The sequence below is a fragment of the Cellulosimicrobium sp. 4261 genome, assembly GCF_040546915.1.
Lineage (GTDB): Bacteria > Actinomycetota > Actinomycetes > Actinomycetales > Cellulomonadaceae > Cellulosimicrobium > Cellulosimicrobium cinnabarinum.
The window spans coordinates 44,387-63,619 of record NZ_JBEPOQ010000018.1 but is presented as its reverse complement, the minus strand read 5'-3'; the positions used below and the strand labels follow the sequence as shown (position 1 = coordinate 63,619).

The 19,233-nt window shown below is 75.7% G+C and carries 16 protein-coding genes; 6 read left to right on the top strand and 10 right to left on the bottom strand.

The window, feature by feature from the left end; translation table 11 throughout:
- Positions 1–385 precede the first annotated feature (385 nt).
- A complete protein-coding gene (locus ABIE39_RS17130; RefSeq protein ID WP_209828541.1) occupies positions 386–1,399 on the bottom strand; it encodes a helix-turn-helix transcriptional regulator in 1,014 nt (337 codons plus the stop codon).
- Positions 1,400–1,491: 92 nt separating this feature from the next.
- Between ABIE39_RS17130 and ABIE39_RS17125 the strand changes: the two genes are divergently transcribed.
- Both ABIE39_RS17125 and ABIE39_RS17120 read left to right on the top strand, forming a co-directional pair.
- A complete protein-coding gene (locus ABIE39_RS17125) occupies positions 1,492–2,589 on the top strand; it encodes an ATP-binding cassette domain-containing protein (RefSeq protein WP_209828543.1) in 1,098 nt (365 codons plus the stop codon).
- The gene (locus ABIE39_RS17120; RefSeq protein ID WP_209828545.1) at positions 2,586–3,437 is read left to right on the top strand and encodes an ABC transporter permease; all 852 of its coding nucleotides are present in this window, start codon (positions 2,586–2,588) and stop codon (positions 3,435–3,437) included. The genes ABIE39_RS17125 and ABIE39_RS17120 overlap by 4 nt, the downstream gene beginning before the upstream one ends.
- Positions 3,438–3,450: 13 nt before the next feature.
- Here ABIE39_RS17120 and ABIE39_RS17115 read toward each other — a convergent pair whose 3' ends face one another.
- The 3 genes from ABIE39_RS17115 to ABIE39_RS17105 all read right to left on the bottom strand — a co-directional run bounded on the left by ABIE39_RS17115 (position 3,451) and on the right by ABIE39_RS17105 (position 6,117).
- A complete protein-coding gene (locus tag ABIE39_RS17115; protein ID WP_209828547.1) occupies positions 3,451–4,095 on the bottom strand; it encodes a hypothetical protein in 645 nt (214 codons plus the stop codon).
- A 97-nt stretch (positions 4,096–4,192) separates the two neighbouring features.
- The gene (locus ABIE39_RS17110; protein WP_175009985.1) at positions 4,193–5,647 is read right to left on the bottom strand and encodes a restriction system modified-DNA reader domain-containing protein; all 1,455 of its coding nucleotides are present in this window, start codon (positions 5,645–5,647) and stop codon (positions 4,193–4,195) included.
- Between the two features lie 149 nt (positions 5,648–5,796).
- On the bottom strand, positions 5,797–6,117 hold the full coding sequence (locus tag ABIE39_RS17105) for an MTH1187 family thiamine-binding protein (RefSeq protein ID WP_074802867.1): 321 nt from the start codon (positions 6,115–6,117) through the stop codon (positions 5,797–5,799).
- A 95-nt stretch (positions 6,118–6,212) separates the two neighbouring features.
- On the opposite strand from ABIE39_RS17105, the gene cofD reads away from it, so the two are divergent.
- On the top strand, positions 6,213–7,160 hold the full coding sequence (gene cofD, locus ABIE39_RS17100) for a 2-phospho-L-lactate transferase (RefSeq protein ID WP_209828551.1): 948 nt from the start codon (positions 6,213–6,215) through the stop codon (positions 7,158–7,160).
- Entirely contained in the window at positions 7,153–8,040 is an 888-nt protein-coding gene (locus ABIE39_RS17095) for a CofC family guanylyltransferase (protein WP_255437385.1), read from the top strand. The genes cofD and ABIE39_RS17095 overlap by 8 nt, the downstream gene beginning before the upstream one ends.
- Positions 8,041–8,049: 9 nt before the next feature.
- On the opposite strand, the gene ABIE39_RS17090 is transcribed toward ABIE39_RS17095, so the two are convergent.
- From ABIE39_RS17090 to ABIE39_RS17080, 3 genes are all read right to left on the bottom strand, one after another.
- Complete coding sequence (locus ABIE39_RS17090) at positions 8,050–8,676, bottom strand: nitroreductase family protein (RefSeq protein WP_354052744.1); 627 nt, start codon at positions 8,674–8,676, stop codon at positions 8,050–8,052.
- Between the two features lie 40 nt (positions 8,677–8,716).
- The gene (locus ABIE39_RS17085; protein WP_175009988.1) at positions 8,717–9,280 is read right to left on the bottom strand and encodes a GNAT family N-acetyltransferase; all 564 of its coding nucleotides are present in this window, start codon (positions 9,278–9,280) and stop codon (positions 8,717–8,719) included.
- A gap of 77 nt (positions 9,281–9,357) precedes the next feature.
- Complete coding sequence (locus ABIE39_RS17080; RefSeq protein ID WP_354052742.1) at positions 9,358–10,341, bottom strand: aldo/keto reductase; 984 nt, start codon at positions 10,339–10,341, stop codon at positions 9,358–9,360.
- Positions 10,342–10,451: 110 nt separating this feature from the next.
- On the opposite strand from ABIE39_RS17080, the gene pdxR reads away from it, so the two are divergent.
- The gene (gene pdxR / locus ABIE39_RS17075; RefSeq protein ID WP_354052741.1) at positions 10,452–12,011 is read left to right on the top strand and encodes a MocR-like pyridoxine biosynthesis transcription factor PdxR; all 1,560 of its coding nucleotides are present in this window, start codon (positions 10,452–10,454) and stop codon (positions 12,009–12,011) included.
- 71 nt (positions 12,012–12,082) lie between these two features.
- Complete coding sequence (locus ABIE39_RS17070; protein ID WP_175009991.1) at positions 12,083–12,577, top strand: DUF6174 domain-containing protein; 495 nt, start codon at positions 12,083–12,085, stop codon at positions 12,575–12,577.
- Positions 12,578–12,596: 19 nt separating this feature from the next.
- On the opposite strand, the gene ABIE39_RS17065 is transcribed toward ABIE39_RS17070, so the two are convergent.
- From ABIE39_RS17065 to ABIE39_RS17055, 3 genes are all read right to left on the bottom strand, one after another.
- The gene (locus ABIE39_RS17065) at positions 12,597–15,515 is read right to left on the bottom strand and encodes an FAD-binding and (Fe-S)-binding domain-containing protein (RefSeq protein ID WP_354052748.1); all 2,919 of its coding nucleotides are present in this window, start codon (positions 15,513–15,515) and stop codon (positions 12,597–12,599) included.
- A gap of 734 nt (positions 15,516–16,249) precedes the next feature.
- Positions 16,250–18,352: a YhgE/Pip family protein gene (locus ABIE39_RS17060; RefSeq protein WP_354052739.1), complete on the bottom strand. Its 2,103-nt coding sequence runs from the start codon at positions 18,350–18,352 to the stop codon at positions 16,250–16,252.
- Positions 18,349–19,194 (bottom strand): hypothetical protein, encoded by an 846-nt coding sequence (locus ABIE39_RS17055; RefSeq protein ID WP_354052737.1) that lies wholly within the window; start codon positions 19,192–19,194, stop codon positions 18,349–18,351. The genes ABIE39_RS17060 and ABIE39_RS17055 overlap by 4 nt, the downstream gene beginning before the upstream one ends.
- Positions 19,195–19,233 lie beyond the last annotated feature (39 nt).

The window sequence follows — 19,233 nt, the reverse complement described above, 5'->3', positions numbered from 1 at the left end:
CCGACGGGCAACCAGGCCAGCCATGCCACAGGGACAAAAAATTTGGCATTGACTAACAAGCACACTGTTGAGTTCTCAAACAACCGACACACACCGCCTCCGACCTCGTTCCCGAGGCCCTTGCGCGGGGCGCTTCCTTCGTTCTGAATCCTACCAGACCCGGCCGTTCGTCCCGGACCGGTGAAAACCGGATTTCCGTTCAGAAATGTACCTGATCCAGACTCCCCCACCGCACTCACGGCGCAGCACTGTGCTCCGAGAAATCTGGTGGGAGTTTCGCCCGGGGGACCAGCCACTTCGCATCTGCTCCGAGGAGCTGTGCCGTGGTGTCTGTTCCTCCCTGCCGGGCGACCTCGAGAACATTACGGGGTCGCGTGCCAGGAGGTCAACTCGCCGTCTCGTGACCCGGCTCACCCTGCGCGGCGGCACGCGCGCGGTCTCCCAGGACCCGCACGGCGTCGCGCAGCTCGGGAGGCCCGACGACGTCGAACGGCACGTCGAACATCGCGCATCGAGCCGCGAGACCGCCCCACGACCAGGAGCCCGTCGTCAGGCGGCACCTCCCCTCCCCTGCCGGCTCGACGACCGCGTCCGCCCCTGCCCAGCGCGCCACCGTCGCGGCGTCCGCGTGGAGCTCGACGGTGCCGCGCACCGGGTAGCTGGTGGTGGCGAACCGCTCGACGACGAAGGTCGCGACGTCGGGTGCCGGCAGCGCGCGCGGCGCGAAGCGCGGCCCCGTGCCCTCGCGCGGGACCATGCGGTCGACGCGGAACGTGCGCCAGTCCTCCCGCTCGAGGTCCCACGCGACGACGTACCACCGGCCGCCCCATGTCGCGAGGTGGTGCGGCTCCGCGCGCCGCGGGGCGCGGAATCCGGCGCCCTCCGGAGCACCTGGCGCACGCAGCACCTCTCCGGTGCCGCCGTCGTAGTCGAACCGGAGCACGCGTCGTTCGGTCGCCGCGGTCCCGACGGCGACGAGCACGTCCGGACGCACGGTGGGCAGCTCCTGCTCCCGTCGCCCCGGCACGGCGGTCACCTCCAGGGCGTCGATGCGCGTCCGCAGCCTCGCGGGCATCACCTGGCGGATGGTCGCGAGGGCCCGGGCCGCCGCGTCCTCGACCCCGGGCAGCGCGCCCGTGCGCAGGGCGACCGCGACGGCGACGGCCTGCTCGTCGTCGAACAACAACGGCGGCACGTCCGCCCCGGCGTCGAGGCGGTACCCGCCGTCGGGCCCCTTGGTCGCGCGCACCGGGTAGCCCAGCCCGCGGAGCCGGTCGACGTCGCGCCGCACGGTGCGCGGGCTGACCTCCAGCCGCTCCGCGAGCGTGGCTCCGGGCCAGTCGCGGCGCGCCTGGAGCAACGAGAGGAGCCGCAGCAGTCGTCCCGAGGTCTCGCGCATGACCCCAGCGTCGCACGAGGTAGAGGACCGAACCTGTCCGCTACCCCGAGGAGAGTCGTCCCGACGCACGCACCGCACCCAGGAGGAGCACCGTGATCCGGACCAGAGCACTGACCAAGGACTTCGCCGTCGGGCGGGACGAGAGCCGCACGGTGCACGCCGTGCGGGGCATCGACCTCGACGTCGCGCCGGGCGAGCTCGTCGCCGTCCTCGGCCCCAACGGCGCCGGCAAGACGACCACCCTGCGCATGCTCACCACGCTGACCCGGCCGACGTCGGGCACCGCCACCGTCGCGGGCCACGACGTCGTGGCCGCGCCCGACGCCGTCCGCCACCGCATCGGGTACGTGGGACAGGGCAACGCGGCCGGGCACGCGCAGCGGGCCGTCGACGAGCTCGCGAGCCAGGGCCGCATCCACGGCCTGGACCGCCGGGACGCCCGGCGACGCGCCGACGAGCTGCTCGACTCGCTCGAGCTCACGACGCACGCCGCCCGCAAGGTGTCCGACCTCTCCGGCGGGCAGCGCCGTCGGCTCGACGTCGCGATGGGCCTCGTGCACGCGCCGTCGCTCCTCTTCCTCGACGAGCCGTCCACGGGCCTCGACCCGCACAACCGCGCGAACCTGTGGGAGCACGTCCTGCGCATGCGCGACGGCGCGCGGGCGACGACGGGCGAGCCGATGACGATCGTCCTCACGACGCACTACCTCGACGAGGCCGACACCATGGCCGAGCGCGTCGTCGTCGTCGACCACGGGCGCGTCATCGCCGACGACACGGCCGCGAACCTCAAGGCCGAGCTCGCCGGGGACCGCGTCCTCGTCACGCTCGCGCCGTCGGGCGGTCCCGGGCACGACGACGCCGCCCACCTCACCGCGCTGGCCCGCCGCGTCGAGGGCTTCCGCGAGGTGACCCGAGCGCCCGCGGGCGCGGACGCCGTCGGGCCGGGTGCCGGGCCCGATGGCGGGCCTGACGATGCGCACGCGCTCGAGGTCCGCGCCGAGCAGGGCGACGTGTACCTGCCCCGGCTGCTGCGCGCCGCGGACGCCGCCGGGATCGCCGTCGACACCGCGCAGGTGCGCCGGCCCACGCTCGACGACGTCTTCCTCGCCCTCACCGGGCGCAGCCTGCGCGAAGCCGGCGCCGCCACCACGGGCGCCGACGCCCCCACCGAGAGGACCGCAGCATGAGCACCGTCACCACGACCCCGACCACGCCGCGCACGGCACCGAGCCGGGCGCACGCCCCGCGCCGCGGCCTCGCCTCCTTCGCGCGCGACACCGGCATCGTGCTCGTGCGCGAGCTGCGGCCCGTGCTGCACGACCCGTTCTCCGTGCTCTTCGGGCTCGTCCAGCCGATCGTCTTCCTCGCGCTGTTCGGCCCGCTCCTCGTCGGGTCCCTCGGCGGCACGACGACCGGCCAGGAGGTCCTGGGCGGGAACGTCTGGCAGTGGTTCGTGCCGTCGATCCTCGTCATGACGACCCTCTTCGGGACGTCCACGACCGGCGCGAACCTCCTCGTCGAGCTGCAGACGGGGGCGCACGAGCGGATGCTCGTCGCGCCGCTGTCGCGCGCGTCGCTCCTCGTCGGGCGCGCGCTCAAGGAGATGGTCCCGATCCTCGCGCAGTCCGTCGTCGTGGTGCTCGTCATGCTGCCGTTCGGGTTCGAGCTGCACCCCGCCGGAGCCGTCCTCGGCCTCGTGCTGCTCGCCGTCTTCGGCGTGGGGATCGGGTCGCTCAGCTACGCGCTCGCGCTCGCCGTCCGCAAGCAGGACTGGATGTTCTGGGTCGTGCAGCAGACGCTCGTCTTCCCGCTCATGATCCTGTCCGGCATGCTCCTGCCGCTCGAGACGGGTCCCCGCTGGATGCAGGTCGCGTCCGACGTCAACCCGCTGCGCTACGTGGTCGACGCCGAGCGCGCGCTCTTCGCGGGCGACCTCACGGCGTCCACCGTCGCGTGGGGGTGGGTCGCCGCCGTCGTGACGGCCGCCGTCGGCCTCGCGGTCGGGATCCGGACCATGGTGCGGACGACCGACTGAGGACGAGCACGCGTCAGGCCCGGGCCAGCTCCACGGCCCGGGCCACCGCGCTCCCCGGGCTCGTCAGCACCCGGACGGGCAGGTCGGCGAGCAGCCGGGCGGCGGGCGCCATGCTCGCCTGCGCGAGCACGACCACCTCGGGGGCGCACCGCGCGACGACGTCCCGCGCCGCGTCGGCGACGGCCCGGTGGTACGCCGCGAGGTCACCGGCCTCGAACGCCGCCCAGGCGTCGCCGCAGACGAAAGGCTCCAGCTCGACCTGCGTCCCCGCGCGACGGGCCGCGTCGGTGAGGAGCTCCGTCGTCGGGGCCAGCGTGGAGGCGAGCGCGACGACGACGGCGACCCGGCCGCCGTCGCGCACCGCCTCCGCCGCGAGCGGCGCGTCCACCCGCACCACGGGGACCACGGCCGCCCCCAGGCCGGCGCTCTCCGCGACCGGCCCCAGAGTCGAGCAGGTGCACACCACCACCGACGCCCCCGTCCCGGCGAGCGCCGCGACGTGGGACCGCACCCGCGCGGCGACGGGCTCGCCCGCCCGCGCGGTGTCGAGCAAGGGCACGTCGACGCGGTGCGTGTGGCCCTCCCCCGGCGCGAGCTCGTCGACGAGCGCGCCGAACGTCGCGACGTGGACCTCCGCCGTGTGCAGGAACCCGATCATGCGTGCCTCCGGTCGTCGTCGTGGTGCGTTCTCGGCTCGACGCGACGAGAGGCGCGCGGCCCGGCGCGGGGTGCGCGACCGGGGCCGCTCGGCGGGCTCAGGCGGTGTGCTCGCGGAAGGCGTCGGTGAGCGTGGGGCCGTCGTCGGTGCCCAGGCGCCAGACGCTCCAGCCGTCGGCGGTGTGGGTGCCGGAGACCGCGACCGCGGCGAGGTCCGGGTGGCGGAACCGGGCGCCGTCGGACAGCTCGATGAAGCCGTCGGGCTGGAGCACCGCCTCGAAGCGCTGCCCGCGCCGGGGCCGCGACCACACGAGCTGGCGCGGGGCGCCGAACGCGCGGGCGAGCGCGACGAGGTCCGGGTCGTCCTCGGGGCCGAGCGGCAGGTCGGCCGCGGGCGGGGGCGGCACCGGCGCGACGTCACGGCTCGTGGACGGGAGGTCCGGGCCGGTGCCGACGTCGACGGGCGGGTGGTACGACAGCGGGTCGTAGGGGCGCTCCTGCGCGGGGCTGCGCTGGTCGCCGTACTCGTGCGTGAGGTACGACTCGCGCGTCCGGATCGACTCCCGGGTGCGGATCGACTCGCGCGTGAGGATCGAGGTGCGCGGGGCCGGAGCCTCGTCGGTGCTCTCGACCGGGCGGCGGTCGGCCCAGGCCGTCGGCGCGGGCTCGGGCGCGGTCGGCGCGGTGAGCGGGTCGTCCAGGGGCACGAAGTCGAGCACGGGCGGCTCGGAGCGGCGCGGCTCGCCCGCCGCGGTGAGCGGGGCGAGCTGGCCCGTCTCGTCGGCCGACGACGGCGCGACGCCGTAGGTGGTGCGGGGCTCCAGCTCGGCGGCCCGGCGGCGCTCCGCCCGGGACTTCGCGGCCTGACGCGTCACCACGGGAAACTTGCCGGTCAGGGCTCGGCCCACGGCGACGCCGTCCGCGAAGTCGGAACCGGGAGCGACGGCACGGCCCCGCGGGGGCTCGGGTGCCGCGGGTGGCGCGGGGTTGTCGCGCGTCATCGCGAGCGGGGACACGTCGACGAAGCGGCGGCCGTCGGCCCCGTGGACCACGCCGAGGCGCAGCACCGCGACCGGAGAGCCGGGCTGGCGCAGGAAGTCGAGCGCGTCCTGGATGCCGGGCGCCGCGCTCGAGCAGATGACGATGAGGCGCGCGCCCGTGGCGCGCGCGGTCGCCTGCGAGCGCGTGAGGGGCACGTTGTCGTAGAACGCGGCGACGTCCTGCTGGAAGCGCGACGCGCCGCCCGTGTAGCGCGCGGCGAGCTCGGCGCGCGTGAGGCGACCGGCCCGGCCCGCGTGGTTGAGCGCCGCGGTCAGCGCCTCCTCGGTGAGCTCGGCCGTGACCTCGATGACGACCGGCAGCCCCGCCGCGTCGAGCGCGAGGAGGTGCGGCTCGTCGTCGGACGTGCCCTGCGCGACCGGGAAGATCTGCTCGCCCAGCAGTCCCTCGAGGTTGCCGTCCACCACCCGCTGCGCGTCCGTCCCGAAGGCTCCTGCCGGCTGGGGCGGCTGGACCAGAACGGGACGCTCGGCGTCCACCTCGAAGAGGGGCATCGGGGGTTCTCCTGCAGCAGCGGAAACGCGACCTGGGCGGGGGCGTATGCGCCATAGCCTACGGGGGCGGGTCAAGTCCCTCGAAGCGGGCGAACCGGTGCGCAAGGGCCGTCCGGCCCTGCCCGTCGGCCCGGGCGTCACGCCGCAGGTCAGGCGTGCCCGGTGTCCTCCGACTCGGCCGCGAGCCGCTCCTCGACGCGCTCGACCTTGCCCGTGAGCTCGCCCGTGCGACCCGGGCGCAGGTCGGCCTTGAGGACGAGCGACACGCGGTGCCCGCCCGCGCCGACGGCCTCGGTCGCGCGCTGGATCACGGGCATGACGACGTCCCAGTCGCCCTCGATCTCGGTGAACATCGACGTGGTGCGGTTCGGCAGGCCCGACTCGCGGACGATGCGGACGGCCTCGGCGACGGAGTCCGCGACGGACTCGCCGGCACCGAGCGGGGCGACGGAGAAGGCGAAGACGGCCATGGGGCCATCGTGGCACGGCTGCGCGCCCCGGGCCGCGGTCGCGGGCTCCGCGAAGGCTCTCCGAGGGCCCCGCGCTCCGACGTAGGCTCGTCGTCGTGACAGCAGAACACCGCACCGACCGCGTGACCGTGCTCGCGGGAGGGGTCGGCGGGGCCCGCCTCGCGCACGGCCTGGACCTCGCGGGGACGGACCTCACGGTCGTCGTCAACGTCGCCGACGACGTCGAGCTCCACGGGCTGTGGATCTCGCCCGACCTCGACACCGTGACGTACACGCTCGCTGGGCTCGCGGACGAGGAGCGCGGCTGGGGCGTCGTCGGGGAGACGTACGCGGCACTGGAGGCGATGGGCCGGCTCGGCGAGGACACGTGGTTCACGCTCGGCGACCGCGACCTCGCGACGCACGTCGTGCGGACGGCCCGGCTGCGCGCGGGCGCGCCGCTGTCCGACGTCACCGCGCAGCTCACGTCCGCGCTCGGCGTCCGGGCGCGCGTGCTGCCCGTGACCGACGACCGCGTCGCGACGCTCGTCGACACGCCCGCCGGTCGCCTCGGGTTCCAGGAGTACTTCGTGGGCCGTCGGCACGCGGACGACGTGCTGGGGCTCGTGTACGACGGCATCGACGCCGCGCGCCCGGCGCCCGGCGTGCTCGACGCGGTGACCGGAGCCGACGTGGTCGTGGTCGCGCCGTCGAACCCCTTTCTGTCGGTGGAGCCGGTGCTGGGCGTCGTGGGCGTGCGGGAGGCGCTCGCCGGGACGTCGGCGCGGTGCGTCGCGGTGAGCCCGATCGTCGGCGGTCGGGCGCTCAAGGGCCCCGCGGCGCAGATCCTCACGACGCTCGGGCACGAGGTCTCCGCGCTCGGCGTCGCACGCCTGTACGTGGGCCTGGTGGACGTCATGGTGATCGACGACCACGACGCGCACCTCGCGGACGACGTCCGCGCGCTCGGGATGGACGTCGTCGTGACGGACACGGTCATGGGCGGCGCCGAGGGCCGCGAGCGCCTGGCACGCACGCTCCTGTCGGGTCCCGCACGTGGCTGAGCCGCCCGACGCCGGCGCCCACCCGGGTGCGGCCGCGCGCCCGGGGCGTGTGGTCGCCGTCGTGCCGCTGCGCGACGGCTCGTCGGGGAAGTCGCGCCTCGCGCACGTGCTCGACCCCGCGTCGCGCAGCAGGCTGATCGGCGTGCTCGCACGGCACGTCGTGGGGACGCTGCTCGCGAGCGACGGCGTCGAGCGCGTGGTCGTCGTGACGTCCGACCCGCGGTTCACGTGGCGGGCGCTGCGGGACGTCGTGGTGGACGGCGCCGCCGCGGCGACGGACGACGGCGACGGTCTGCCCCTCCTCACCGCCGACGCGGACCGCCTGCGCATCGTGCTCCAGCCCGCGGACCGGCCGGGCCTGGACGCCGCGGTGGACGTCGGGCGCGAGATCGCGGCGTCGGAGCCGGAGGTGGGCACGACGTCGGGCCCGGCGGAGCACGGACCGGTGCGGCTCCTCGTGGCGCACGCCGACCTCCCCGCGCTCACGACCGCGGACGTCGCGGCGCTCCTCGCCGAGGACGCCCCCGTCGTCGTCGCGACGGACCGCCTCGGAGCGGGCACGAACCTGCTCGTCCTCGACCCCCCGGCCTCCGCGCCGTCGAGCACGACCTTGCTGTCGGGAACCGGCACAGAACGCCAGGAACCTCGTGTTCGGCCCGGCGGCGGTCCTCACGGTGCGGGGTTCCGGTTCCGGTTCGGGCCGGGCAGTCGCGCGGCGCACGTCGCGGAGGCCGAGCGGCTGGGGCTGCGGGCCGTCGTCGTGCAGCGGCCCGGGACCGCCGTCGACCTGGACACCGTGGACGACTGGAGCGAGCTGCCCCCGCACGTGCGGGCCGTCGTCGGGCTGCACGTCCCGGCGCTGCGCGACCACGACGCCTGACGGCGGTCGTCACCGCGGTGACGACCGGCCTCCCCAGCGCCCGCGGTGCACGACGTCGTCGAGCGGCTTGCGCGCACGACGGCGCGGCGAGCCCGTGGCCGCCCGGTCGGCGGGGTGCCCGACGGCGACGACCCCGGTCGGTGCGTACGCGTCAGGGATCCCGAACGCCGCGCGCAGCCGCCCGACCTCGCCCGGCGCGACGCCGAAGAAGCACGCGCCGAGCCCGTCGTCGACGGCGGTCTGGAGCATGAGCAGCGCCGCCATCCCGGCGTCGACGTGCCAGTACGGCACGGCCCAGCGGTTCTCGTCGCGGTCCGCCCAGCCCTTGTCGTCCTCGGCGTACCGGTCGAGGTAGACGTCCTTCGACGTGAGGACCACGACGAGCACGGGCGCCGTGCGCATCCCGGCGAGCCACGTGCTCATGCTCCGCTCGGGCTGCTCGGGCGAGGTCGCGGCCCAGAAGCGCGCGACGTCGTCGGGCTCGGTGAGCACGAGGAACGACCACCCCTGCGCGAACCCCGCGCTCGGCGCGCGGACGGCGTTGCGCACGAGGCGGTCGACGGCGTCCGGACGGACCGGCTCGTCGGTGAACCGGCGCACCATGCGCCGGCGTCGGACGACGTCCTGGAACTCCACAGGGCCCCCTCGGCACGGTCCGGGAACAGGTCCCCGCACCCTATCCGGCGACGCGTCGCGTCATCCGCAGCTCGACGAGGCGGGGATCGCTCGGGAGGGGCTGGGTCTCGCCGGTCGGCGCGAAGCCCGCGCGCTCGTAGAGACGGAGCGCGGGAGCGTTGGTCGCGGTGACCCAGAGCGAGAGCGTGCGCGCGCCGAGCTCGGCGGCGAGCGCGTCCGCGTGCTCCAGGAGCGTCGCCGCGACGCCGCTCCCCCGCGCGCCGGGCTCGACCCACACGGACACGAGCTCGGCCACGGTCGGGTCGTCGGGCGAGGGAACGACGGCCGCGACCCCCACCACGGGACCGGGCGACCGGCCCCTCACGGGCGGGGCGCCGTCGTCGGACTGGCCGCGGTCGCCAGGTGGGCCGCCGTCGAGCGTCGTCCGCGCCAGGAGCGTGCGCCCCTGCGCCGCGCGCTCGCGCCACACGTCGTCGGGGAAGGCGACCTCGCGCGCGAGGGTCGAGCCGAACGCGGACGGCGCGTCCGCGAGCGCCCGCAGGCGGACGTCCCGCAGGTCGCGCCAGTCGTCCGGCCGGGCGCGCTCGACGAGCGTGGTGGGCATCGGCCCATCGTGGCAGCCCGGCTCGGCGTGGGTGCGCCGGACCGGGCCGCTCGACCGGCTCAGGCTGCTCGGCCGCCTCAGGCCGCGTCGAGGCGTGCGCGCAGCTCGGGGTCGAGCTCGAGGTCGGCCGCGCCGAGGAGGTCGTCGAGCTGCTCGACCGTGCTGGGCCCGATCACCGGGATCACCGCGTGCTCGCCCCCGAGGAGCCACGCGAGCGCGACCTGGTTCGGCGTCGCGCCGAGCTCGCCCGCGACCTCGTGCAGGAGGCGGACGCGCTCGCACGTGGTCGGGTGGTCGAACCCGTCCCACAACGGCTTGTCCCGGCGCACGTACGCGCCCTGGAGGATCGGCGAGTAGGCCGTGACGGCGAGCGGCGGGCGGTCCTCGACGCCCGTGGACGCCGCGTAGTCGAGCAACTCGTACGACGCCCAGTTGTGCCGGCCCGGCTCGGGCGTCGGGTAGGCGTAGGTGTAGTTCTGCTGGACGAGCCCGTAGGGCGCGACGCCCTGGCGCAGCGCCTCCTCGCGCGCCTCGACGACGCGCCACAGCGCGACGTTCGAGATGCCCGTGATGCCGACGACGCCCTCCGCCTGGAGCTTGCCGAACGCGCCGACGGTCTCGGCGAGCGGCGTCCCGTGGTCGTCGACGTGCCCGTACAGCACGTCCAGGTGGTCCACGCCGAGGTGGCGCAGGCTCTCGTGCGCCTCGTCCGCGACGACGTCGGCGCCGAGCCCCTGGAAGTTCGTCGGCTCGACGTTCTGCAGCGGCAGGGCCGGGTCCTTCTTGGCCGCGCCGAGCTTCGTCGCGATCCGGACCTCGTCGCGCGCGCCGCGGCTCGCGAGCCAGCGGCCGAGCAGGTCCTCGCTGTCGCGGCCGTGGCCACCGGCCCAGAAGCTGTAGTTGTTCGCGGTGTCGAGGAACGTGCCGCCCGCCTCGCGGTACCGGTCGAGGATCGCGAACGACGTGTCCTCGTCGACGCGCGTGCCCATGTTCATCGTGCCGAGGCACAGGGTCGACACCTCGAAGGAGGTGCGCCCGTCGCCGATGGTGCGGTACCGCATGGTGGTCTCCCTGGGTGTGTCGGTGGTCCGAGCGGTCCGTGGTGGACCTGTGGTCTCGGTGACGTGCTCCACGCTAGGGAGCCACCGGCCCGGGTGTACGGTCCGATTCCATGGGCGTCGACCAGACCACTTCCTCCCGGGCGGCACCTCCGGAGACGACCGCGCTCGCCTGGGAGGCGCTGCTCGACCTGGGGACGGGGCCGGGCTCGCGCGTCGAGCGGCTGGAACGCGCGATCCGGGACGCCGCGCGCGGCGGGCGGGTGCCCGTCGGGGCGGCGCTGCCGCCGAGCCGGCAGCTCGCCGAGACGCTCGGGGTGTCGCGATGGGTCGTCACGGAGGCGTACGGCCAGCTCGTCGCGGAGGGCTTCCTCGAGGCGCGCGCCGGGTCCGCGACCCGTGTCTCGGCCGCCGCCCGACCGGGGAGCCCGGGGGCGACCGTGGGCGCGGGTCGTGGCGCGCCCGCCGGGAACCGCGGGGCACGAGCGGCGGACGACGGACCCCCGCCCACCGCCGCGCGCGCCCGGTTCGACCTCGCACCGGGCGTCCCGGATCTGCGGCACGTCCCGCGCGACGCGTGGCTCCGCGCGGCACGCGAGGCGCTCGGCACGTCCGGCGGGACGGCGTCGAACGACGACCTCGGGCAGCCGTCCCCCGCCGGGCACCCGCACGCGCGCGCCGTCGTCGCCGGCCACCTGCGCCGGGCGCGCGTCGTCACCGGGCCGGACGACGCCGTCGTGCTGACGCGCGGCGCGACGGACGGCATGGCGCGCGTCGCCGCCGCGCTCGTAGAGGCGGGCCACACGCACCTGCTCGTCGAGGACCCGAGCTGGTCGGTGCTGCGCGACGTCGCGGCACGCGCCGGTCTCACCCCCGTCCCGGTCCCCGTGGACGCCGGCGGCGCGGACGTCGAGGCGCTCGTCGACGCGTCCCGACGGACGGGCGCTCGGGCCGCGCTCCTCACGCCCGCGCACCAGTTCCCCACCGGCTCCGCGCTCGCGCCCGAGCGGCGCGAGGCCGTCCTCGCCTGGGCGCGGGACGTCGACGGCGTCGTCGTCGAGGACGACTACGACGCCGAGTTCCGCTACGACCGCCGGCCCGTCGCCGCGCTCCAGCAGCTCGATCCCGACCGGGTCGTGCTGCTCGGCTCGGTGAGCAAGACGATGAGCCCTGCGTTCGGCGTCGGGTGGATGGTCGTGCCCGCGCGCTGGCGCGAGTCCGTCGCGCGCGCTGCCGCCCCGCACGGCCCGACGGCGGCCCCGTCCACCGTCGACCAGCTCACGTTCGCGCGGCTCGTCGCGTCCGGCGGCTACGACCGGCACCTGCGCGCCGCGCGCTGGCGCTACCGCCGCCGTCGCGACGCCGTGCTCGACGCCCTCTCCCGCGAGCTGCCCGGCGCCGCGGTGAGCGGCATCGCGGCGGGGATGCACGCGCTGCTGTCCCTGCCGGGCGCGCCGGACGACCCCGCGCCCGACGCCGCGCACGTCGTGCGCGAGGCCGCGCGGCGCGAGGTGACCGTCGTCGACCTGCGCCGCTACCAGGTGCGCCCCGCCGAGCGGTCGACGACCCTCGTGCTCGGGTACGGCAACCTCGCCGACGCCCGCGTCGGCGAGGCCGTCGCCCGGCTCGCCGACGCGGTGCGTGCCGCTCCTCGTCGTGGGACAGGAGGCTGAGTCGTCGCGCCGCGCGCCGACGAACCAACCGCCCCGGGCAAGACCGGGCCGCGTCGCGACACGAGCAGGGCATGGAGACGACGTCGCACCGCCACGCTCGGCCGTCCCGGACGACGGCGGCGCTCGCCCTGGGCGGGCTCGTCGTCGCGCCGCTCGCGGCCGGGTGCGCGCCCGCGAGCGCCGAGGGGCCGGTTGCCGGACTCGCGGAGGCACGGGACCGGTGGGCTGCGGCGGGGTACGACGACTACGCGTTCACGCTCACGTCGTCGTGCGGCGAGCGGAACCTCGTCGGGGACTTCGACGTCGAGGTCGCGGCCGACGAGGTGGTCGCGGTCTCCGCGAGCCTCGCGCACCTGGAGATGACCCCGGAGTCCTACGTCGAGAGCGGTGGCCGCACGATCGCCGGGTTCCTCGACCTCGTCGACGAGCGCCACGACGACGTCACCGACGTCGCGTTCGACGACGCGCTGGGCTACCCGTCGTCGCTCACGCTCGACCCGGTGCCGCGCGCGATCGACGACGAGGAGTGCTACGCGATCACGGACGTGCACCCCGCGCGCGGCTGACGGCCGCGCGGCGCCACGCTCAGAGCCGCTCGGCGAGCAGCTCGACGAGAGCCTTGCCCTGCACACCGGCGAGGTCGTCCGCCTGGGTGCGGCACGAGAAGCCGTCCGCGAGGTACACGTCGCCGGGGGCGGCGTCGCGCAGCGCGGGCAGCAGAGCGTTCTCCGCGACGGCGACCGACGTCTCGTAGTGGCCCTTCTGCATGCCGAAGTTCCCCGCGAGGCCGCAGCACCCGGCGAGCACCTTGATCGTCGCGCCCGCGTCGCGCAGCAGCCGCTCGTCCGCGGCGAAGCCCATCACCGAGTGCTGGTGGCAGTGCGGCTGCACGACGGCCGTCACGTCCGACAGGTCGGGCACGCGCCACCCGGACTCGTGCCCGGGCGCGGTGTCGACCGACGTCAGGAGCTCCGCGAGCGTCCGCGTCGCGGCGGAGACCGCCTGGGCCCGCGGGTCGTCGGGGAACAGGTCCACGAGGTCGGAGCGCAGCACGGCCGTGCACGACGGCTCGAGCCCCATGATCGGGATGCCGTTCACGGCGTACGGGCCGAGCACGGACAGCAGGTTCTCCAGGCGCTTGCGCGCGCCGTCGAGCTGGCCCGTGCTGATCCACGTGAGGCCGCAGCACGCCTGCTCGTCGGGCACGACGACGTCGTACCCGGCCGCCGTGAGCACCGTGACGGCCGCCTGCGGCACACCCGGCGACATGTTGTCGCTGAACGAGTCGGTCCACAGGACGACCTTCGGGCGCTCGTCGCGCACGGGGCGGCCGGGCTGCTGCCCGATGCGCAGGCCGGGCACGCCCTGGGTCGCGCCGCCGCGCTTCCACCACGTGCGGAACGGCACCTCGGCGAACTCCGTCATGGAGCGGCGCGTGTCCATGCCGCCCGCCCACAGGACCGCCTTCGCGAGCGGCCGGAACCCGAGCAGCTTGTTGGCCAGACGCGGCATCCCCGTCGCGAGGCGCGCCCAGACCGGGAGCCAGCCGAGCGAGTAGTGGTCGACGGGGCGCAGCCTGCCGCGGTACGTCCGGTACAGCACCTCGGACTTGTACTGCGCCATGTCGACGCCCGCGGGGCAGTCGCTCGAGCACGCCTTGCAGGACAGGCACAGGTCGAGCGACTCGCGCACCTCAGGCGCCGCGAGACCGCCGACGAGCGTGCCGTTCACCGCCTCCTGGAGCACGCGGGCGCGGGCGCGCGTGACGTCCTTCTCGTCCTTCGTCGCCTGGTACGACGGGCACATGAAGCCGCCCGCGGCGCTGGTGTCGGCGCGGCACTTGCCGACGCCGACGCACCGGTGCACGGCCTGGGTCATGTCGCCGTGGTCGTGCGCGAACGAGAAGCCCTGGTAGCCGGCGCGGCGAGAGATCTTCGTGACCTTCGCAGGCGCGGCCGTGCTCGTCCCGGGTGTCCCCGGCGCGCCGACCTTCGACAGCAGCGGGTGCGCGTGCGGGCGGCGCAGGTCGTCGTCGACGGCGCTCGGGCGCACCACGACGCCCGGGTTCATCACGTCCTGCGGGTCGAACAGCGCCTTGAACCGCTCCATGAGCGCGATCGCCTCGGGGCTGTACATGACCGGCAGCAGCTCCGAGCGCGCGCGGCCGTCGCCGTGCTCGCCCGAGAGCGAGCCGCCGTACTTGGCGACGAGCTCGGCCGCCTCCAGCATGAACGTGCGCAGCACCGAGCCCGACGCCTCGAGCGGGATGTCGATGCGCAGGTGCACGCACCCGTCGCCGAAGTGCCCGTACGGCAGGCCGTCGACGCCGTAGCGCGCCATGAGCGCGTCGAGGTCGCGCAGGTAGTCGCCCAGCTTCTCCGGCGGGACGGCGGAGTCCTCCCAGCCCGGCCACGCCTGCTCGCCCGCGGGCGTGCGCCCGGCGAGCCCCGCGCCGTCGGCCCGGATCTGCCACATCTTGGTCGCCTCGGGGCCCGCGGGCAGGATCATCGTGGCCTCGCTGCCCGACGCCGCGACGATCGCCTCGGCGTTCGCCATCGCCTCCTCGGGGGTCGCGCCGCCGACCTCGACCATGAGCCAGCCGGCGCCCGGCGGCAGCGGCGGCACCGACGCGTCGCCCTTGGCGCGGCGCACGACGTCGACGAGCCGCGCGTCGAGGCCCTCGACCGCGAGCGGGCTGAGGTCGAGGAAGGTCGGGACGTCGTCGGCCGCGGACGGCATGTCCGGGTAGCCCAGCACGACGAGCGTCGGCTTGGACGGCACCGGCACCAGGCGCACCGTGGCCTCGAGGATCGTCACGAGCGTGCCCTCGGTGCCGACGAGCGCCTTCGCGAGGTCCGACCCGTTCTCGGGCAACAGGTGCTCGAGCGAGTAGCCCGACACCTGGCGCCCGAACCGCCCGAACTCCGTGCGGATCAGTGCGAGGTTCTCGCGGACGAGCTCGGCCAGGCCGGGGACCGCCGCGAACGTCGGGTCGCCCTTGCCTGCGGTGAAGCGGCGGCCGCGGCCGTCGACGACGTCGAGCGCGAGGACGTTGTCGACCGTGCGCCCGTACGCGACGGCGTGCGGACCGCACGCGTTGTTGCCGATCATGCCGCCGAGCGTCGCGCGGTTCTGCGTCGACGGGTCCGGGCCGAACCGCAGCCCGTGCGGCGCCGCCTCCTGCTGGAGCGTCGACATGACGACACCCGGCTCGATGCGGGCCGTGCGCTCCTCCGGGTCGACGTCGAGCACGCGGTTCACGTGCCGCGTGAAGTCCAGGACGACGCCCGGGCCGATCGAGTTCCCCGCGACCGACGTCCCCGCCCCGCGCGCCGTGACCGGCACCTCGAGCTCGCGCAGCACGTCCAGCGCGGCGACGACGTCGTCCACGTCCTGCGGGTAGACCACGGCCTCGGGCACGACGCGGTAGTTCGACGCATCGGTCGAGTACTCCGCGCGGCGACGCGTCGCGGTGTCGACCGTGCCGCGCACGACCGTCCGCAGCGCGTCCGCGAGCGCCGTGCGCGCGGCGTCGGCCGCCCGCTCCGCCTCGCGGACGGCAGCCGCGCGCTCCGCCTCCGGCGACGTCGTCGCGCGGGAGCCGGACCGCCGCGAGCCGTTCCCGTGCTGCGTGGCGGGGGTCGTGGTGGCGTCGATCTCAGCGGACACGTCGCGATTGTCGCACCCTGGCGCCCGGACCCGACGGTCTGTCCGCCCCCTGACCCCCGGCAGGCCCGTGGTCGCGCGAGGTAGAGCCCCAGTCCGCCGAGGTAGAGCCCTGGTCCGCCGAGGTAGAGCCTCGGTCCGCCGACGTAGAGGCCTGGTCATGCCAGACGGCGCGTGGTCACCTATCACGGCCGAGGCTGCGGCCGGCATGGGCACCTGATGCCCGACGGCGGGCGGTCGCCCGCCGCGGGCGGGTCGCCGCGGCCCGACGTGAGCGAACGACGCCGCGGGTCGTTCGCCCAGGTGAGCGAAGACCACGGCGAGACGACGCCGGGCGGGGTGGGTGGTGGTGCCGCGTCGTGGCGGGCCTGGCCGGGGCGACGCGAGGAACGAGCGGCGCGGATGGTAGCCGCGGCACCACCACCCACCCCGACCACCCGACGTCACCACACGCCGTCGGGCGCAAGAACCACGGCTCTACCTCGACAGACCACGGCTCTACCTCGACAGACTACGGCTCTACCTCGGCAGACCGGGCCTCTACCTCGCGCGACCGGGCCTCTACCTCGGTGTCAGAGGACGAGTTCCGGCTGGAGCTTCTTGATGGTCCAGACGCGCTGCTTGCGGGCGGCGACCGTCGTCAGGGCGAGGGCGGCGACCAGCACGACGACGAGCACCGTGACGTCGCGCGTCACCGTCGCCATGTTGCCGCCGTAGAGGAGCTGCCGCAGGCCCTCGACGGCGTACGTCATGGGCAGGAACCGGTGCATGGAGCGCAGCGGCTCGGGGATCGTCTGCCACGGGAACGTGCCGCCCGCGGTGACGAGCTGGACGAGCATGAGCACGAGCCCGAGGAACTGGCCCGCGGCGCCGAGCCAGACGTTGAGCGCCTGGAGGATCGCGACGAACGTCGCCGACACCAGCACGAGGAACAGCGCGGTCCCGACCCCGTGGACCGGGTCGATGTCGAGCGCGAACTTCGTCACGGTGAACATCGCGGCGACCTGCACGACGCCGATCGCGGCCGGGGTGAGCCACCCGCCCAGGGCGGTGGCCAGGCCCGACCTCCCGGCGGCGAGGGCCCGCGACGACAGCGGGCGCACGAGCAGGAAGAGCACGTAGGCGCCGATCCACGTCGCGAGCGACAGGAAGAACGGCGCGAGGCCGACGCCGTACGTGCCCGCGGACGACAGCGCGTCGCTCTGCACGGACACGGGGTTGCCGATGGTCTCGGCCGTGTCCTGGCGGGTCTGCTCGTCGAGGTCCGGCACCTGCCCGAGACCCTCGGCGAGCCCGTCGCGGAGCTGCGTGACGCCGTCGACGAGCTCGCCCGAGCCGTCGCGCAGCTGCGACGTGCCGTCCGCGAGCGAGGTGGCGCCGTCGGACACCTGGCGCGTGCCGTCGGCGAGCTGCGAGACGCCGTCCACGAGCTGCGGGGTCGCGGCGGCGAGCTGTCCGGTGCCGTCGGCGAGGCGGTCCGCGCCGTCGGCGGCGCTCGCGATGCCGGAGGTCAGCTGCGGCGTCGCGCCCGCGAGCTGGGCCGCGCCGTCGGACACCTGGCGCGACCCGTCGGCGAGCTGGTCGAGCTTCCCGGACGCGGCGGTCACCTGGTCGACGGCGCCCTGCACCTGCGCGCGCTGCTGGTCGAGCACGGGGCCGACCTGCGACCGCACCTGGTCCGCGGTCGCCCGGTCGATGACGCCGTCGGCGACGAGCTGGTCGAGCCGGGCGTCGACGTCGCCGCGGATCGTGTCGAGCGTCGGGAGCACCTCGCCCGCGGCCGCGGCGGCCTGCTGCCCGTACTGCGCGACCTGCGCGTTCCCGTCCGCGACCTGCGCGGCGCCGTCGGCGAGCTGCTGGGTCTGGGCGGGCAGCGACGACGTCGCGCCCCGGAGCGTCCCGAGCCCCGACGCGAGCGCCTCCGCGCCGTCGTCGAGCTGCCCGACGGCGTCCGCGAGCGTCCCGGTGCTCGCGTCGAGACGCTCGGCGCCGTCGGCGGCCTGCCCCGCGCCGTCGGCGAGGGTGTGCGCGCCGTCGTCCGCGGTGACGAGGCCGTCGCGGAGCTGCGTCGACCCGTCGAGGAGCTGGTCCGCGCCGTCCACGGCGTCGGCGAGGTTGGTGTGGATGGACGCGAAGCCGCGCAGGAACGTGTCCGCCGCCTCGGTGCCCACCTGCTCGGCGATCGAGTCGCGCACCTTGCCGACGATCTGGTCCGCGATCGTGCGCGCGAGGTAGTTGTTCGCGTCGTTGGTGATGAGCGTGAGGCTCGCCTGCTGCGGCTCGAACTCGCCCGCGGACGCGAGGTCGGCGGAGAACGTCGGGCCGATGACGAGCGCGGCGTCGTACCGGCCGGACCGCACCCCGTACTCGGCATCGACCTGGCTCGTCTCGACCCAGCCGAAGCCGCCGTCGTCGAGCAGCTGGTCGGCGACGTCACGCCCGAAGTCGCGCCGCGTCGTCGTGCCCGTCTGGGCGTCGGTGGTCGTCGTGCCCTCGTCGAGCACGACGAGCGCGGCGGGGATCTCGTCGAGCTTGTCGTACGGGTCGTGGTTCGCGAACAGGTAGAGGCCCGCGTAGAGCGTGGGGATGAGTGCCATCGCGAGGATCGCGAGGCGGGGCAGCGTGCCCGCGGCGAGGCGGCGCAGCTCGGACAGCCCGAGGCGGATCGCGGTCATCGGTCCTCCTCGGGGTCGTGCGGGGCTGTGGGCTCGTCGGTCGCGGTGGGCGCGGTCCCCGGGACGGGCTGCTCGGGAGCCGGGCCCGGCTCAGGCTCGGGCGCGGGGTCCGGCTCCGGCGTGGGGTCCGGGTCCGGGTCCCGCGGCGGCTCCGGGCGCGTGCGCAGCACGACGGCGGGCGGCTGGTGGATCGACGCGCCGCGCGCGGGCGGGAGGTCCGCACCGAGGTCGCGGGCCGAGGCGCGCGTGCACTGCACGAGGACGCCGTACCCGGCGCCGGCGAGGCTCTGCGCGACCTCCCACCAGCCCGACGGCTCTCCCCCGTGCCGGTCGGGGAGCGTGAGCACGAGGAAGCGGACGTCGCGGTCCTCGGCCGCGAGCGCCGCGAGCAGCGCGGTGCGCACGACCCCGGGCACCTGGTCGAGGCGCCGCCCGCGGTCGGTGGCGAGCGAGTGGTCGGCGAGCCAGCGGGTCACGTCGGAGGGCAGCGAGCGGCGGCCGGCGAGCGCGAGGCCCTCGGCGACGACGTCGGCCACGGTGAGGGCGTCGTCGGGCTCGCTGATGCCGGGCACGTCGACGACGGCGGTCACGTCGCGCAGGGTCGCGGCGGCGCCGCGCGCCGATCGTCCGGCGCGGTGCGACGGCGTGCTCTCCGGGGTGAGCCGGACCTCGCCCCCGGACGGGTCGAAGCGGCCCGTCGCGACGAGGGCGAGCGCGGTGTGCCCGTGCCCGGGCTCCCCCGCGACGAGCACGCACTCGCCCGTGGACCAGGCGAGGTCCATCGGCTCGAGCATCGGCTCGCGCCGCCCGTCGACGTGCACGTCCGTCAGCGTGATCTGCATCCGGTTCTTCCCTCCGTGGCCCCCGGGCCTTCCCCGGGG

What these genes read in the sequence shown, in the direction of transcription:
- ABIE39_RS17130 (WP_209828541.1), bottom strand. Translation starts at nt 1,399, where the DNA reads ATGCGCGAGACCTCGGGACGACTGCTGCGGCTCCTCTCGTTGCTCCAG.
- ABIE39_RS17120 (WP_209828545.1), top strand. Translation starts at nt 2,586, where the DNA reads ATGAGCACCGTCACCACGACCCCGACCACGCCGCGCACGGCACCGAGC.
- ABIE39_RS17115 (WP_209828547.1), bottom strand. Translation starts at nt 4,095, where the DNA reads ATGATCGGGTTCCTGCACACGGCGGAGGTCCACGTCGCGACGTTCGGC.
- ABIE39_RS17110 (WP_175009985.1), bottom strand. Translation starts at nt 5,647, where the DNA reads ATGCCCCTCTTCGAGGTGGACGCCGAGCGTCCCGTTCTGGTCCAGCCG.
- ABIE39_RS17105 (WP_074802867.1), bottom strand. Translation starts at nt 6,117, where the DNA reads ATGGCCGTCTTCGCCTTCTCCGTCGCCCCGCTCGGTGCCGGCGAGTCC.
- ABIE39_RS17085 (WP_175009988.1), bottom strand. Translation starts at nt 9,280, where the DNA reads ATGCCCACCACGCTCGTCGAGCGCGCCCGGCCGGACGACTGGCGCGAC.
- ABIE39_RS17080 (WP_354052742.1), bottom strand. Translation starts at nt 10,341, where the DNA reads ATGCGGTACCGCACCATCGGCGACGGGCGCACCTCCTTCGAGGTGTCG.
- pdxR (WP_354052741.1), top strand. Translation starts at nt 10,452, where the DNA reads ATGGGCGTCGACCAGACCACTTCCTCCCGGGCGGCACCTCCGGAGACG.
- ABIE39_RS17070 (WP_175009991.1), top strand. Translation starts at nt 12,083, where the DNA reads ATGGAGACGACGTCGCACCGCCACGCTCGGCCGTCCCGGACGACGGCG.
- ABIE39_RS17060 (WP_354052739.1), bottom strand. Translation starts at nt 18,352, where the DNA reads ATGACCGCGATCCGCCTCGGGCTGTCCGAGCTGCGCCGCCTCGCCGCG.
- ABIE39_RS17055 (WP_354052737.1), bottom strand. Translation starts at nt 19,194, where the DNA reads ATGCAGATCACGCTGACGGACGTGCACGTCGACGGGCGGCGCGAGCCG.